The organism is Actinophytocola algeriensis (genome assembly GCF_014203735.1).
Lineage (GTDB): Bacteria > Actinomycetota > Actinomycetes > Mycobacteriales > Pseudonocardiaceae > Actinophytocola > Actinophytocola algeriensis.
In genome coordinates, this window is sequence record NZ_JACHJQ010000006.1 from 636551 (window position 1) to 651978 (window position 15428).

At 71.5% G+C, this 15428-nt stretch carries 13 protein-coding genes; 2 read left to right on the forward strand and 11 right to left on the reverse strand.

The window, feature by feature from the left end:
• Positions 1-49: 49 nt before the first annotated feature.
• On the reverse strand, positions 50-526 hold the full coding sequence (locus FHR82_RS29845) for an SRPBCC family protein (protein ID WP_184813881.1): 477 nt from the start codon (positions 524-526) through the stop codon (positions 50-52).
• 172 nt (positions 527-698) lie between these two features.
• Here FHR82_RS29845 and FHR82_RS29850 point away from each other — a divergent pair, with 172 nt between their 5' ends.
• Together FHR82_RS29850 and FHR82_RS29855 are read left to right on the forward strand one after the other, a co-directional pair.
• Positions 699-2246, forward strand: coding sequence for a cellulose binding domain-containing protein (locus FHR82_RS29850; RefSeq protein WP_184813882.1), 1548 nt, complete (start codon positions 699-701; stop codon positions 2244-2246).
• 88 nt (positions 2247-2334) lie between these two features.
• Positions 2335-2865: a hypothetical protein gene (locus FHR82_RS29855; RefSeq protein WP_184813883.1), complete on the forward strand. Its 531-nt coding sequence runs from the start codon at positions 2335-2337 to the stop codon at positions 2863-2865.
• Positions 2866-2867: 2 nt separating this feature from the next.
• On the opposite strand, the gene FHR82_RS29860 is transcribed toward FHR82_RS29855, so the two are convergent.
• The 10 genes from FHR82_RS29860 to FHR82_RS29905 all read right to left on the reverse strand — a co-directional run bounded on the left by FHR82_RS29860 (position 2868) and on the right by FHR82_RS29905 (position 15350).
• Complete coding sequence (locus tag FHR82_RS29860) at positions 2868-3590, reverse strand: glycerophosphodiester phosphodiesterase (RefSeq protein ID WP_184813884.1); 723 nt, start codon at positions 3588-3590, stop codon at positions 2868-2870.
• Positions 3591-3700: 110 nt separating this feature from the next.
• Positions 3701-4408, reverse strand: coding sequence for a phosphocholine cytidylyltransferase family protein (locus FHR82_RS29865; protein ID WP_184813885.1), 708 nt, complete (start codon positions 4406-4408; stop codon positions 3701-3703).
• Positions 4405-5616: a CDP-glycerol glycerophosphotransferase family protein gene (locus FHR82_RS47685; protein WP_184813886.1), complete on the reverse strand. Its 1212-nt coding sequence runs from the start codon at positions 5614-5616 to the stop codon at positions 4405-4407. The genes FHR82_RS29865 and FHR82_RS47685 overlap by 4 nt, the downstream gene beginning before the upstream one ends.
• Positions 5617-5678: 62 nt before the next feature.
• Positions 5679-6359, reverse strand: a complete 681-nt coding sequence (locus tag FHR82_RS29875) for a sirohydrochlorin chelatase (protein WP_184813887.1) — start codon at positions 6357-6359, stop codon at positions 5679-5681.
• A complete protein-coding gene (locus FHR82_RS29880; protein ID WP_184813888.1) occupies positions 6356-7474 on the reverse strand; it encodes a uroporphyrinogen-III synthase in 1119 nt (372 codons plus the stop codon). The genes FHR82_RS29875 and FHR82_RS29880 overlap by 4 nt, the downstream gene beginning before the upstream one ends.
• Positions 7471-7809: a nitrite reductase small subunit NirD gene (gene nirD / locus FHR82_RS29885; RefSeq protein ID WP_184813889.1), complete on the reverse strand. Its 339-nt coding sequence runs from the start codon at positions 7807-7809 to the stop codon at positions 7471-7473. The genes FHR82_RS29880 and nirD overlap by 4 nt, the downstream gene beginning before the upstream one ends.
• On the reverse strand, positions 7806-10316 hold the full coding sequence (gene nirB / locus FHR82_RS29890; RefSeq protein WP_184813890.1) for a nitrite reductase large subunit NirB: 2511 nt from the start codon (positions 10314-10316) through the stop codon (positions 7806-7808). The genes nirD and nirB overlap by 4 nt, the downstream gene beginning before the upstream one ends.
• A gap of 3 nt (positions 10317-10319) precedes the next feature.
• Positions 10320-11843 carry an MFS transporter gene (locus FHR82_RS29895; RefSeq protein ID WP_225943920.1) on the reverse strand — a complete coding sequence of 508 codons (1524 nt, stop codon included), beginning with the start codon at positions 11841-11843 and terminating at the stop codon, positions 10320-10322.
• 22 nt (positions 11844-11865) lie between these two features.
• Entirely contained in the window at positions 11866-13308 is a 1443-nt protein-coding gene (locus FHR82_RS29900; RefSeq protein ID WP_184813892.1) for an FAD-dependent oxidoreductase, read from the reverse strand.
• Entirely contained in the window at positions 13305-15350 is a 2046-nt protein-coding gene (locus FHR82_RS29905) for a molybdopterin oxidoreductase family protein (protein ID WP_376706451.1), read from the reverse strand. Before FHR82_RS29905 ends, FHR82_RS29900 begins: the two co-directional genes overlap by 4 nt.
• Between the last annotated feature and the right edge of the window lie 78 nt (positions 15351-15428).

Genomic DNA, 15428 nt, shown 5'->3' on the forward strand with positions numbered 1-15428 from the left:
GGCACACCACCAGACAGCCTCTCTGGACAGCTGACCTCGCGTCTTGGGGCTAACTCGGGGTGCGTGCCTCGATCTTCCGTGCCACCGCGGCGAGGGTTTGTTCCATCGAGTAGGCGTTGTAGCCAGGGCGGTCCGGCTTCCCCGTGACGATCGGGCCCAGGTAGCGCTGGACGAACTTGTTGCCGACGCGGTACCAGTGCTCGGTGAGGCGGCAGCCGTTCGCGGTCGGGGTGATCTCGTAGGCCCAGCGGGACACCCGCATGCCGAAGGACGAGCGGACGTCGAACAGGAACCAGCGCGGTGGCTCGCACTCCATCACCCGCACCCGGGTCCACCACTCCTTGCCGGGGCCGCGGTTGACACCGCGGAAGCGGGCGCCGACCGCGGGGCCGGTCGCACCGCCCACCCAGCGGCCACCGACGTTCTCCGGGCTCAGCTCACCCATGCTGGGCAGGTCCGTGACGATGGCCCATGCGACCTCCGGGTCGACGGCCAGTTCGACGCTCCGCGAGATAGTGGGCTCCACGAAGCCACGGTCGCACGCGGTTCGCGGGCCCGGCAAGCCACTCCGCACGTCGGGAGAAGTCCGCTTTGTCCCGCTGTATTGGTCCAGACCTTGATGTTACCGCATGGTCTAGACCACACTGGGTGCGGGAGATCCACGGGGTGCTCTTCGTACCTGCGCGAAGGAGTCCACGATGCGAAGATGGCTCACCGGTCTGGCTACGGCCACTCTGGTACTCGGCCTGGTCACGGCGGCGCCCGCGAGCGCCGCGCCCGGGCTGACGGCCACGTTCACCAAGGTGTCCGACTGGGGCACCGGGTTCGAAGGAAAGGTCACCGTCAAGAACTCGTCCAGCGCCGCGATCAACGGCTGGACCATCGAGTTCGACGTCCCGAGCGGCTACTCGATCCCGAGCGTCTGGGACGCCGTGCACACCGCGAGCGGACAGCACCACACGTTCCGCAACCCGTCCTGGGCCCCCACCCTCGGCGCGGGCGCCACCACCAGCTTCGGCTTCAACGGCAGCCCCGGCAACTTCCCCGGCATCCAGAACTGCCGCTTCAACGGCGACCCGTGTGACGGCGGCGGCGGGAACCCCGGCGCTCCGTCGACCCCAGGCACGCCGTCGGTCACCGGGACCACCAACTCCGCGATCTCCCTGTCGTGGGGTGGCTCGTCCGGCACCGTCACCGGTTACCGCGTCTACGAGGGCACGACCGTGCGCGCGACCGTGACCGGCACGTCGGCCACCATCTCCGGCCTCGGCTCCTGCACCTCGCACACCTACACGGTCGCCGCGTACAACGGCGCGGGCGAGTCGGGCAAGAGCGGTCCGGTCAGCGCGACGACCACCGGCTGCACCCAACCGACGGGCGGCCGCGGCGCGCCGTACCTGTACATGGGCTGGGGCGACCCGCCCGCACCGGCCACGGTCATGTCCGCGACCGGCGTCAAGTGGTTCACCATGGCGTTCGTGCTCTCCGGCGGCGGCTGCACGCCGGCCTGGGACTCGACCCGCCCGCTGACCGGCGGGGTGGACCAGCAGGCGATCAACGCGATCCGTGCCGCGGGCGGTGACATCGTGCCGTCGTTCGGTGGCTGGAGCGGCAACAAGCTCGGCCCGAACTGCTCGACCGCGCAGGCACTCGCGGGCGCGTACCAGCAGGTGATCAACGCCTACAACCTCAAGGCGATCGACATCGACATCGAGAACTCCGACGAGTTCGAGAACGACACCGTGCGCAACCGGATCCTCGACGCGCTGAAGATCGTCAAGCAGAACAACCCCGGCATCCAGACGATCGTCACGTTCGGCACGACGACCACCGGCCCGAACTACTACGGCAACCAGCTGATCGAGCGCGCGGCGGCGATCAACGCGGGCATCGACGTGTTCACGATCATGCCGTTCGACTTCGGCAGCGGGAACATCGGCACCGACACGATCAACGCGGCGGAGGGCCTGAAGAACAAGCTCAAGTCCTCCTTCGGCTGGACCGACGCCCAGGCGTACAGCCACATGGGCATCTCCGGCATGAACGGCCTGTCCGACCAGCAGGAGATGACGTCGGTGGGCACCTGGACCTCGATCCGCGACTGGGCCAAGTCGCGCGGCCTCGGCAGGCTGGCGTTCTGGTCCGTCAACCGCGACCGGCCATGTCCCGGTGGCGGCGTGGTGAGCAACTGCAGCGGGATCGCCCAGAACAACTGGGACTTCACGCGCATCACCGCGGGGTTCTGAGGAGGCGGGACGGGGGCGGCCGCGACCCGGCCGCCCCCGTTCCTACCCGGGAGGAAACCAGCAGGTCGCGGCCCGCGTCGAAGCCGGCGTGGTCACTTTCACGAGAGAAGTCCCCCGCAACGCACCCGTGGTGGTGCGCTCGAACTCGGCGACCACCGGGCTGTACGCGATGCTGCTGGTGGCGGTCGCGCTGCTGGTGGCGCTGATCGTGGCGATCTCGGCGTTCACGATCATCCTCGGCTCGCCCTTGCTCGCGGTCATCGCGGCGCCGCTGCTGCTCCAGCTCTACTTCACCGTCCTGATCGTGCGCGAGTACCAGGGTCTGCTGGGCCCGCAGCTCGCCGCCGACCACACCGGCCTGTGGATCAGGACCGGTCTGGGCCGCCACCCCGAGACCGTGTTCCTGCCGTGGCAGGCCGTCGACGGGATCGACACCGCCAAGGGCCCGGTCGTGCGGATCATGAGCAGCCAGGGCGAGACCCTCTTCCCCGCCCGCCCGCACTGGCGGGTCCGGTCGCTGCGCCGCCGCTGCGGCACGGCGTTCGTCGTCGACGGCAAACGCTCGGCCGAGCCCGTCGAGCAGATCGCCCACCGCCTGCACCAGTGGGCGACCCGCTGACGTCACACCGTCGCGAGCTCCCGCAGCGCGGCGATGGCCTTCGGCACGTTGTTGACGCACAGCGCGTCGACCCCGGCATCCAGCAGCCGCTGGGCGAAGGCCACCGTCGGGCACCACGCCAGGAACTCCCGGCCGCTGGTGTGCACGACGTCCACCACGTAGTCGAGCGGCCGCTGCAGCTCCATCGGTTCCCGCTCGTTGGGTCGCAGTGAGCCCCAGTGCGGGGCGAGGACCTGCACGTCCAGGTGCGCGGCCATGGCGACCGCCTGGCCGATCGGGAACTCGACCCACGTCAGCAGGCCACGTGCCACGCCGGGCGCGAGCTCGCGGGCGATGTCGAGCGCGCCCGCGTCGAACGAGCTGATCAGCGTCGGGCGCCGCCGGGCCTCCCGGCGGGCGACCACGGCCAGCTGGGCCATGGTGGTGGCGGCGCGGTCACGCGTGGCGTCCTCCATCGACGTCTTCACGTCGAAGTCGATGCCGACCCCGCCGGGCAGCGCCGCCAGCAGTTCGTGCAGGTCCAGGGCGCCGTCGCCGGTGGCTTCGGTGCCGGTGATGTCCGCGTAGAACACGCCGTCGGCGTTCGCCGGGTTGTGTGCCACGACCAGGCGGTCGTCCGACGTGCGCCGGACATCCACCTCCACCCAGTCGATGCCGAGTGCCGCGGCGGCGAGGAACGACTCGAGCGTGTTCTCGCGGATGCCGTCGACCGTGCCCCTGCCCAAACCACGATGTCCCAGGAGCACCGGCCCGGGACCGAAGAGTCTGCCGTCCATAGCGCGCCGAAACCCGGCGCGCCCGCGGCGTGGAACGGGTCGCTCCGCTCCGGAACCGCTCAGGCCGCCGAGGTGACGGACTTGCCCACCTCCACGTTGGCACGTTCGAGGTCCCCGGCGAAGTCCACCTCCACCACGAAGAACTCGGAGATGTCCAACGCCAGCACCGGCATGCCGGCCGTCTCGATCGCGGACTCGATGCCGCGTTCGAAGTAGTCGGTGTCGGTGCAGCCCTCCAGGTGCTCGACCAGCGTCGCCCGGTCGGCCGACGCGATGTAGTTGATGCCGACAGCCTCTCCGAAGCCGCCAACCACCGATTTTGACAGCTTCTGGATGAGTCCGTCGACCGAAGCGGTGTACTTCACTTCTTCTTCACCGCAAGCTTCCGTGTTGACACACACGAAGCTCCGGTCCGCCGCGATCGCCGCCGCCACCGGCGCCAGGAGCTTCGGGTCGAACACGACGTCGCCGTTGAGCCACAGCACACCGCCCGGGCGGCACAGCCGCAGCGCCCTCAGCAGGCTTTTCGACGTGTTGGTGTGCTCGTACCGCTCGTTGTAGACGAACCGGGCGTCCGGTGCCGCCCGCATGATCTCCTCGGCGTGGAACCCGACGACGATCGTGACCTCGGGGTCGGTGAGCCCGGCGGACAGGTTGTCCAACTGCTGGCGCATGATGCTGCGCCCGTCGGCGAGCGGCGTCAGCGGCTTGGGGTGGGGCATGCCGAGCCGGGTGCCCATCCCGGCGGCCAGGATCACGACGTTCATGCGGGCACCTCCACGAGAGTGGTCTGTGAAACGTGTGCGTCGCGGGCGCGGACCGCGTCGTCGATCGCGGCGAGGAACCGGGTCGTGCTCTCCCCCGGGGCGAGGTCGCCGAAGTACAGCTCGCGCACGGCGGCGCGGGCCTCCCGGTACTCGTCGTGGGCCAGGCGCTGGGCGACCGTCTCGGTGAGCCTGCCGATGGTGGCCGAGTCGATCACGTCGGCGCAACGGCTGATGGGTGCGTCGGTGTGCAGCTTCTCCCGGTCGTCGTACCGGTCGGCGATGAACATCGGCTGGTCCTGCCGCAGGTAGAGGAAGTCCAGCCCGACCGACGACACGTCGGTGATCATGAGGTCGCAGCCGGGGAACACGGCGAGGATGTCACCCTGCTCGGCCACGACGTGCTCACCACCGGCGCGGGCGATCCGGCGGACGATCTCCCGGTGCCCGGCCGCGATGTCCGGGATGGGGCTGACCGCGACCCGCGGGTGCGGCTTGTAGACGAGCCGGACGTCCGGCACGGCGAGCACCGACTCGACGATCGCGGGACCGAACACGTCGACGGACGTGTAGTTGTTGGAGGCGTTCTCCCCCTCCCACGTCGGTGCGTACAGGACAGTCCTCTGTGTACTCGGCGGCAGCACGGGCGCCGGGCGCAGGTCGAGCTGCGGGCGGCCGACGGGCACGAGCTTCGACTCGTCGAACTCCATCAGCGCCACGCGGTGCCGCCGCCGGGCCGCCTCACCGGCGATGAACACCCGGTCGTAGGCCTTGACCTGGTTGGAGACCATGCAGACCTTGTCGCTCTCGCCGTGGTTCACGTGCACGTGCACGATGTGCCGCTGCATGAGCGAGTGGAAGTTGTGCACGGAGTTGTTCACGTACACGGCGACCTTGAAGTCGCTGGCCTCGTAGAGCTGCACGAGGTCGGGGAACGTGGGCGCGAGGACGGTCCGCAGCGGGGTGTCGAGTTCCTCGTAGGTCTTCCGGTTCCGCGTGATGATCGTGACCGGGTGCTCGCGGTCCAGCCGCTCCAACACCGGCAGCCACTGTTTGAGCTGGTAGACCTTCCGCGGATCATCGGCGAAGTACACGGCGACGGCCCCGGGCACAGCCGTGCCCGGCTCATAGCCGGCGGGCATGGGCCCCGTTGGGGTGTCGAGCAGGCGGCGAACGTCACCGGCCTTTTTGCGGATGCCGAAAAAGCCCACGGGCAGGACTCCAAGAGAGTGTGTGGCGATGGGGGTGGCCAAGACTCCTCCGGCCACCTACATCATGAGGGCTGCGACGCCCGATGTCCAAGTCCTGTACCTGTGCGGGAAACCCAACGTTCACGAATCGTTGCGTGCCGGTACCGGCGGACGACCGCCTCGGCCACCGCCGGGTGGGCACCGAGCGGGGCCGCGGTCACCTCCGCACCCGCCGCGACCGCCCGCCGGTGGAAGAGACCGGGCGCGAGGAACCAGCTCGCGACGGCCACCCCGGGTTCGAGCACCTCGTCGAGCGCGGGCGACGAGGTGGCGACGAACCCGACCCGCGCGGCCCCGAGCCGCCAGGCGGCGTCGTACACCTCGGCGCGGGCACGGGGATCGGACGACCCGGACGCGGCGAGCACCACCGGCTGCCCCGGCACCCACCCGGCCTGGACCAGCCGGTGCCGCGCGACGGACACGAGGTCGAGGCCGAGGTGCGGGGTGAGCACGGCCGGGGTGCCGGACGCGGCGATCTGCTCCGGGATGTCGGCGCGGACGTGGTACCCGGCGGAGAGGAAGGCGGGCACGACGACCGAGGGGCCAGGGCAGTCGCGGAGCACGGTCGTGACGGACGGCCCCCGGACGTCGGCGAACGCGACCCGCACGTCGGGCAGGTGCCGCCGGACCAGCGCGGCGAGCGACTCCACCACCGCGGCCCCAGCCGGGTCCCGGGTGCCATGGGCGACGAGCACGCACGTCACGAGTGCTCCACCGCCAGCCGGTAGCCGCGCTTCACGACCGTCGTCACCAGGTTCGGGGCGCCCAGCGCGGCACGCAGCCGGCCGACCGCGGTCTCCACCGCGTGCGCGTCCACTGTGTCCTCCCGGCCCGAGTGCTTGCGGAGCACACCGGCGAGCACCCGTCGTGACAGGACCCGCCCCGGGTCCTCCGCCAGCGCGCGCAGCACCGCCATCGGCGCGGGTGGCACCGGCCGCGGTTCGTCGTCCACCAGCACCGCCTGGCCACGCAGTTCGAGCGAACACTCCCCGACCTTCACCCGCGTCGCGCGCGCGGGCAGCGCCACCGCCAGCTCCCGCACCAGTGCACCGATCCTGGCCCGCGACGGCTGGATCACCGGCACCCCGACACGCGCGAGCGGGCTCGCCGTGATCGGGCCGACGCACACCACGAGCACCCGGTACCGCAGCGCGTCCAGCACCTGCTCGAGCCGGTCCTCCTCGGCGGCCGTCCGCAGCACGCTCGCCGCCGCGGGAGCGCTGGTGAAGGTCAGCGCGTCGACCTGACCGGAGACGAGCCCGTCCAGGAGCCGCGACAGCGGTGCCGGGTCGGCGGGCCCGGTCCACCGGTACACCGGCACCTCCACCACCTCGGCGCCCGCGCGCCGCAGCGCCTCGACGAAGTCCCGCAACGGTTCCCCGTGCAGCTGCACCGCGATCCGCTTACCCGCGACCCCGGCCGCCAGCAGGTGCTCCAGCAGCTCCGCACTGCCCTCCGACACCGGCGCCCACGCCTCGACCAACCCCGCCGCGCGCACCGCGCCCTTCGCCTTCGGGCCGCGGGTCAGTACCGTCGCCGTGCCGAGCGCGGCCAGGAGGCTGTCGCCGAGTCCCCAGCCCTCGGCGGCCTCCACCCAGCCGCGGAACCCGATGCCGGTGGTGGCGACCACGACGTCCGGCGGCACGTCGATCACGGCCTGCGTCTGGCGCAGCAGGTCCTCGTCGTCGGCCAGCGGGATGAGCTGGATCGCCGGCCCGAACTGGACGCTCGCGCCCCGGCGCGCGAGCAGAGCGCCCAGCTCGTCGGCGCGGCGGGCCGCGGTGACGCCCACCGTGTAGCCGGCCAGCGGGGCGGTCATGGCCCGCCGACCAGGATGGTGCCGTCCTCGATCCGCACCGGGTACACCGCGACCGACACCGCCGGATCGTCCACACAGGACCCGGTGGTCAGGTCGAAGTGCTGTTTGTGCATGGGTGACGCCACGACCGGCACGCCGCCGAGGTCGCCGACCAGTCCGCGGGACAGCACCGCGGCGCCGCTGAACGGGTCCACGTTGGACAGTGCGTGCACGGTGCCGTCCGCGGTCAGGAAGATCGCCACCTGCTCGCCGTGCGCCAGCAGCGCGGCCACCCCTCGGCCGGGGATCAGCGCGGTCAGCGCACAGACCGGCGTCCACACCTCCAGCGCGGTCACCGGGTCACCGCCGTCGGCATGCCGAGCGGCACCGGCTGGCCCCGCTCCTCGCGGAAGGAGATCGTCGGGTCCGGGGTGCCCGGCGCGTTCACGAACGACGTGAACCGCGCCAGCTTCGCCGGGTCGTCGAGCACGCCGGCCCACTCGTCCGCGTACGACTCGACGTGCTTGGCCATCGCCGCGTCGAGGTCCTCGCAGATGCCGAGGCTGTCGTCCACGATCACCGCCCGCAGGTGGTCGATGCCGCCGTCCAGGGACTCGACCCAGGCGGCGGTGCGCTGCAGCCGGTCGGCCGTGCGCACGTAGAACATGAGGAACCGGTCGATGTAGCGGAAGAGTTCCTCGGTGGTCACGTCGGACACGAACAGCTCCGCGTGCCTTGGCGTGAAGCCGCCGTTGCCGCCGACGTACAGGTTCCAGCCGTGCTCGGTCGCGATCACGCCGAAGTCCTTCGACCTGGCCTCCGCGCACTCGCGCGCACACCCGGACACCGCCGACTTGATCTTGTGCGGCGCCCGCAGGCCCCGGTACCGCAGCTCCAGCTCGATCGCGAGCCGCACCGAGTCCTGCACGCCGTAGCGGCACCACGTGTCGCCGACGCACGATTTCACCGTGCGGAGCGCCTTCCCGTACGCGTGCCCGGACTCGAACCCGGCGTCGACGAGCCGCCGCCAGATCTCCGGCAGCTGGTCGACGGTCGCGCCGAACAGGTCGATCCGCTGCCCGCCGGTGATCTTGGTGTACAGCCCGAAGTCCTGGGCGACCTGGGCGATCACCATCAGCTTCTCTGGCGTGATCTCGCCGCCGGGGATGCGCGGGACGACCGAGTAGGTGCCGTTGCGCTGGATGTTCGCGAGGAAGTGGTCGTTGGTGTCCTGCAGTGCGGCCTGTTCGCCGTCGAGCACGTGCCCGTTGCCCAGCGACGCGAGCATCGACGCGACCGCGGGCTTGCAGATGTCGCAGCCGCTTCCGGTGCCGTACCGGGAAACCAGCTCGCTGAACGTGTGGATGCCGGTGGACCGCAGGATCTCGAACAGCTCGGCGCGCTTCTGCGGGAAGTGCTCGCACAGCGCGTTGGACTGCTCGACACCGGCCGCCGACAGGAGCTGCTTGAGCATCGGCACACACGAACCGCACGTGGTGCCCGCCTTGGTGCATGCTTTCAGCCCCGGCACGTCCGTGCAGCCTTCGGTGATCGCGCCGTTGATCGCGCCCTTCGTGACGGCGTTGCAGGAGCAGACCTGCGCCTCGTCCGGCAGCGCACCGATGCCGACCGCGGCCGCCCCGCCCGACGGGGCGATCATGGCGGCCGGGTCGCCCGGCAGGTCGCGGCCGACGAGCGGGCGCAGCAGCGGGTACTGCGCGGCGTCACCGACGAGCACACCGCCGAGCAGCGTCTTCGCGTCGTCGGAGACCACGAGCTTCTTGTAGGTGCCCGCGACGGCGTCGTTGAACACGACCTCGAGGGCGCCTTCCGTGCTCGCGTGCGCGTCACCGAAGCTCGCGACGTCCACCCCGAGCAGCTTCAGCTTCGTCGACGTGTCACCGCTCGCGAACGTGGCCTGCCCACCGAGGAGCCGGTCGGCGACCACCTCGGCCATCGCATTGCCCGGCGCGACGAGCCCGTACACGGTGCCGTCGACGCACGCGCACTCGCCGATCGCGTAGATGTCCGGGTCGCTGGTGACGCAGTCGGTGCCCACGGCGACACCGCCGCGCTGCCCGACCGCGAGCCCGGCCGTGCGGGCCAGCTCGTCGCGGGGCCGCACCCCGGCGGAGAACACGACGAGGTCGACGTCCAGCTCGGTGCCGTTGCCGAGCTTGGCGAGCAGCCTGCCGCGGTCGGCCTCGATGGACTGGGTGCCGGTGCCGGGGTGCACCGTCACGTCGAGCCGTTCGATCAGCATGCGGAGCAGCCCGCCACCGCCGTCGTCGACCTGCAGCGGCATCAGCCGCGGCGCCAGCTCGACGACGTGTGGCGAGAGTCCCATGTCCCGCAAGGCCTTCGCCGCCTCCAGGCCGAGCAGGCCACCGCCGACGACCAGCGCGGCACGCCGTCCCTGACCGGCCTTCTCGGCGGCGGCCCGGACAGAGGCGCGGATCGCGTCGAGGTCCTCGATGGTCCGGTAGACGTGGCAGCCGGGCAGGTCGTGGCCGGGTACCGGCGGCACGAACGGGTAGGAGCCGGTGGCGAGCACGAGCGCGTCGTAGTCCACGCACGCCCCGCCGCGGGTGAGGACCTGCCGCGCTTCCCGGTCGATCGACACGACCGGGTCGCCGAGGTGGAGGTCGACCAGGTCGTCGCCATCGTAGGTGGCGCCGTCGAGCTGGAGCGCCACGGGGTCCCAGGTGTCCACATAGGACGTCAAGGCGACGCGGTCGTAGGCGGGCCGGGACTCCTCGGCGAACACCGCCACCCGCCACTCACCGGTCAGGTCCTTCTCACGCAACGACTCGACGAGCCGGTGCCCGACGGGCCCGTTGCCGGCCACCACCAGTGTTCTCATGTGCTACACCCCCGCGTGCGCGAGGCTCGGGACGCGGGTGACCGCGAAGCTCCTGCGCAGGTAGTAGAACCAGGTCATGAACGCGAACACGACGTAGGCGGCGAGGAACACGTACAGCGCGGAGGTCGACCAGTCGTCGCCCGCAGCCGCCACCGCCTGCTTCTCGGCGAGGGTCTCCGCGGCCGTCACCTTCGCGGTGACACCGAGGCTCGCCTGCCGGAAGATCACCTGGATGAGGAAGCCGCCGAACGCGCCGATCGCACCGGCGATGCCGATCACCGCGGCGGCCTCCCGCTTGAACTTCAACGCGGTCGCGGCCTTGTCGGTGCCCTTCTCGGCGACCTCCTTGCGGCCCAGCTCACCGAAGATCACCGGGATCATCCGGTACGTGGACCCGTTGCCCGCACCGGACAGCATGAAGATCACCATGTAGGAACCGAAGAACAACGCGAAGCTGTGCGCGTTGACGCCGACGATCGCGAGCGCGGTGAACACACCCATGCCGATGAAGCACCACAGCGTCACCCGCGCGCCGCCGATCCGGTCGGACAGCCAGCCACCGAACGGGCGCGCGACCGAGCCGATCAGCGCGCCGACGAACCCGAGACCCGCCAGGTAGGTGGCGATGAACGGGTTCTGCGCCAGGAACTCCGGGAAGGTGTTCTTGATGACGAGCGGCAGCGCGAACGAGTAGCCGATGAACGAGCCGAACGTGCCGATGTAGAGGATCGACATGATCCAGGTCTGCCCGTGCCGCAACGCGGACACATAGGACTTCGCGTCCGCGCGCGCGTGGGTGATGCTGTCCATGAAGAACCACGCGCACAGCGCGGCGACCACCACGAACGGTATCCAGATCAGCCCGGCGTAGGCGAGGTGCACCTCGTGCTGCGGCAGCTTCGCCGCGGCGGCCGGAACTCCGATGATCACCACGAGCGGCACGACCAGCTGCACGACGGCGACCCCGAGGTTGCCACCGGCGGCGTTGAGACCGAGCGCGAAACCCTTCTTGCGCTCGGGGTAGAAGAACGAGATGTTGGCCATCGACGAGGAGAAGTTCCCGCCGCCGACACCCGCGGTGGCCGCGCAGGCCAGCAGCACCCAGAACTGCGTGTCGTGTGCCTGGCTCGCGAGCCACCCGCTCGGCACGAGCACCGCCAGCAGCAGCGCCGGGATCAGCAGCAGGCTCGCGCTGACCACCGTCCACAGGCGACCGCCGAAGCGCGGCACCGCGAACGTGTACGGGATCCGCAACGCGGACCCGATCAGGTTCGGCATGGCGGTCAGCCAGAACGTCTCCGACAGGGTCATGGGCAGCCCGGCGTTCGCCAGGTTGATCACGACCACCGACCACAGCACCCAGATGGCGAAGCCGAGGTGCTCGGCGAAGATGGAGAAGATCAGGTTCTTGCGGGCGATCCGTTTGCCGGTGGCTTCCCAGAACGCCTCGTCGTCGGGGTTCCAGTCGTCGATCCAGCGGCCCCTGCGGCGGGTGACAGCTGGCGTCGATTCGATCGTGGCGGTCAAGTCGCGGTCTCCTCGGGAGGTTTCAGGCCGTGCCTTCATCGGCGGTGGCGAGCCAGTCGGCGATGGCGGTGACGGTGTCGCGGCAGCCGCCGCAGCCCGTGGTCGCGCGGGTCGACTGGGCGAGGCCTGCCACGCCGCGGGCACCGCCGCGCCAGGCCTTCACCAGCTGGCTCTTGCTGACGGTGTTGCAGCGGCACACCGTTGTCGCCGCCGGTAGGTCTGCCGGGCTGTGCGCGGCCGACGCACCGGGTGGAAGCGCGCGGCCGAGCAGGAGCGCGAGCCGGTCGGACGGCGCGGGGATCCCCCGGTCGTACAGCTGTGTGATCGCGGCGGCCGCGTCGGGCGCGCCGAGCAGGATGGCGCCGGACACGCGGTCGTCCCGCAGGACGAGCTTCGCGTACCGGCCACCTGCCGGGTCGGACAGGCACAGGACCTCGGCGTCCGGACTGTCCACGTCGGCGTGCACGTCGCCGAGCGCGGCGAGGTCGACGTCCTTGGCCTTCAACCGGGTCACGACCGGCGTGCCGCGGTAGCGGGCGGCCGGGCGGGCGCCGGTGAGCAGGTCGGCGAGCACGGCGGCCTGCTCCCACGCGGGCTGCACGAGCCCGGAGATCGTGCCGGGGTGCTGCGCGCAGTCACCGATGGCGTGGACGCGGGGATCGTTCGTGCGCAACAGGTCGTCGACGACGATGCCGCGCTCGACGGCCAGGCCCGCGTCCTGCGCGAGCGTGGTCTCCGGGAGCACGCCCGCGGACACGACGACGAGGTCGGCGGGCACGTGGGTGCCGTCGTCGAGCTTGAGCCCGTCGCCGGGCACGAACCGGGCGGCCTTCACGTTCAGCCGCACCTCGATGCCGAGCGTCGCGAGCCGGGCCGCGAGCACCGCGCCCGCGCCGCGGTCGAGCTGGCGTTCCATCAGGTGGCCGACCGGGTGCACGACGGTGACGAGGTTGCCGCGGCTCGCCAGTCCCCTGGCGGCCTCGAGCCCCAGCAGCCCGCCACCGACGACCGCGACCGGCGCACCGGGCCGGGACGCGGCGACGATCTGCTCGCAGTCGTCGAGGGTGCGGAACGCGACCGCGCCCGGCGCGGGCACGCCGTCGACGACGAGACCCTCGGTCGGCGGGAGCCACGGGCGGCTGCCGGTGGCGAGCACCAGCGCGTCGTAGTCCACAGTGGACCCGTCGTCGACGGCAACCCGCCGCGCCGCGCGGTCGACGCCGGTGACCGCGGTGCCCAGGCGCAGGTCGATGTCGTGTTTGGCGGCCCAGTCGTCGTCGTGGAGCCGGACCATCTCCGGGGTCATGCCGCCACCGACCACACTGGACAGCAGGATGCGGTTGTACGCGGGGTGCCGCTCGGCACCCAGCACGGTCACCGCGACGTTCTCGGTGTCGCGTCTGCGGATCTCCTCCGCGAGCCGGGCCCCGGCCATGCCGTACCCGACGATGACGATGCGCCTCATGACGTGGCCTCCAGTCGCACGGCGCACACCTTGAACTCGGGCATGCGGCTGGTCGGGTCCAGCGCTGGGTTGGTGAGCAGGTTCGCCCGCGCGTCGCCGGGGAAGTGGAACGGCAGGAACACGAGGTCGACGCGGATCGTGGGCACGCACCGCACCCGTGCCCGGACCGTGCCGCGCCGGGAGGTGACGTCGGCGAGGTCGCCGTCGACGACCCCGGCCCGCGCCGCGGTGTCGGGGTGCACCTCCACGTACAGCTCGGGCACGGCCGCCATCAGCTCCGGCACGAGGCGGGTCTGCGCGCCGGACTGGTAGTGCTGCAGCACCCGGCCCGTGGTGGCCTGCAACGGGAACTCGTCGTCCGGCGGCTCGGCGGGTCCACTGTGGTCGACCGTGGCGAACCGCGCCCGCCCGTCCGGGAAGGCGAACCCGTCGAGGAAGGCACGCGGCGTCCCCGGGTGGTCGGTCGAGGGCACGGGCCAGTGCAGTGCCTCCCCTGCCCGCAGCCGGTCGTAGGACACGCCTGCGTAGTCGGCGATCCCACCCGCCGACGCCAGCCGCAGCTCGTCGAACACCTGCTCCGCCTCGACCGGGAACCGCTCCTCCGGCTGCCCGAGCCGGAACGCGAGACCACGCAGCACCTCCAGGTCGGTGCGCACCCCGGCGGGCGCGGTCACCGCCTTGCGCCGCAACAGGACCCGGCCCTCCAGGTTGGTCATGGTGCCGTCCTCCTCGGCCCACTGCGTGACCGGCAGAACCACGTCCGCGATGGCGGCGGTCTCGGACATGACCACGTCCGCCACCACCAGCAGGTCCACGTCGGACAGCCGGGCGGCGATCCGCGAGGCGTGCGGCGCGGACACGACCACGTTGCTGCCGAACACCAGCAGGCCCTTCGGCGCGGAGTCGAGCAGTTCGTACGCGGACCGGCCGGGACCGGGCAGGTCGTCCGGGTCGACACCCCACACAGCGGCCACGTGCGCGCGAGCGGCCGGGTCGTCGAGCTTGCGGTAGCCGGGGAGCTGGTCGGCCTTCTGCCCGTGCTCGCGGCCGCCCTGCCCGTTGCCCTGCCCGGTCAGGCAGCCGAACCCCGACCCCGGTGTGCCGGGCAGTCCCAGCGCGAGCGCGAGGTTGATCCAGGCGCTGACCATGTCGGCGCCACGTGCGTGCTGCTCGGTCCCCCGTGCGGTCAGCACGTACGCGTCGCCGGCCGCGGCCAGCATCGCGGCGGCGGCCCGCTGGTCCGCGGCGGCGACCCCGGTCACCCGTTCGGCCCGCTCCGGCCACCACGCCGCCGCGATCCGCCACACGTCGTCGAAGCCGGTGGTGCGGGTGGCGAGGTAGTCGTGGCGCAGGTGGCCGTCGGCGACCACCGCGTGCAGGATGCCCAGCGCCAGCGCGAGATCCGTGCCCGGCGCGGGCTGCAGGTGCAGCGTGGCCAGCTCGGCGGTGGCCGACCGGCGCGGGTCGACCACGATCAGCTCGGCGCCGCGGAGGTGCTGCACGAACGGCGGCATGGTCTCGGCCGGGTTGCCGCCGACCAGCAGCACGGCGTTCGCGTTCCGCAGGTCCTCGACCGGGAACGGCAGGCCGCGGTCCATCCCGAACGCTCTCGTCCCGGCGGCCGCGGCCGAGGACATGCAGAACCGTCCGTTGTAGTCGATCTGCGAGGTGCCGAGGGCGACGCGGGCGAACTTGCCGAGCAGGTAGGCCTTCTCGTTGGTGAGCCCACCGCCGCCGAACACCGCGACGGCGTCCCGGCCGTGGCCGGCCTGCAGGTCGATGATCCGGTTCGCGACCAGGTCCAGGGCACGGTCCCAGCTCGCGGGCCGCAGCTCACCGTCCACCCTGACCAGTGGCGTGGTGAGACGGGACGGTGAGTCCAGCAGTGTGGCCGCGGTCCAGCCCTTCTGGCAGAGACCGCCTCGGTTGGTGGGGAAGTCACGGGGAGCGACGACGGTCCCGGTGAGACGCATACCGCACTGGAGAGCGCAGTACGGGCAGTGTGTGTCGGTGGTGCCGATCGTGGCCGCCACAGTCGTCACGCGCTGTCCTCCTCGCATCGGCTGAGGAGGACGCTAGGCAGCCCGTGTTACTCCCACGTTCGCGAATGTTTCAGGCGT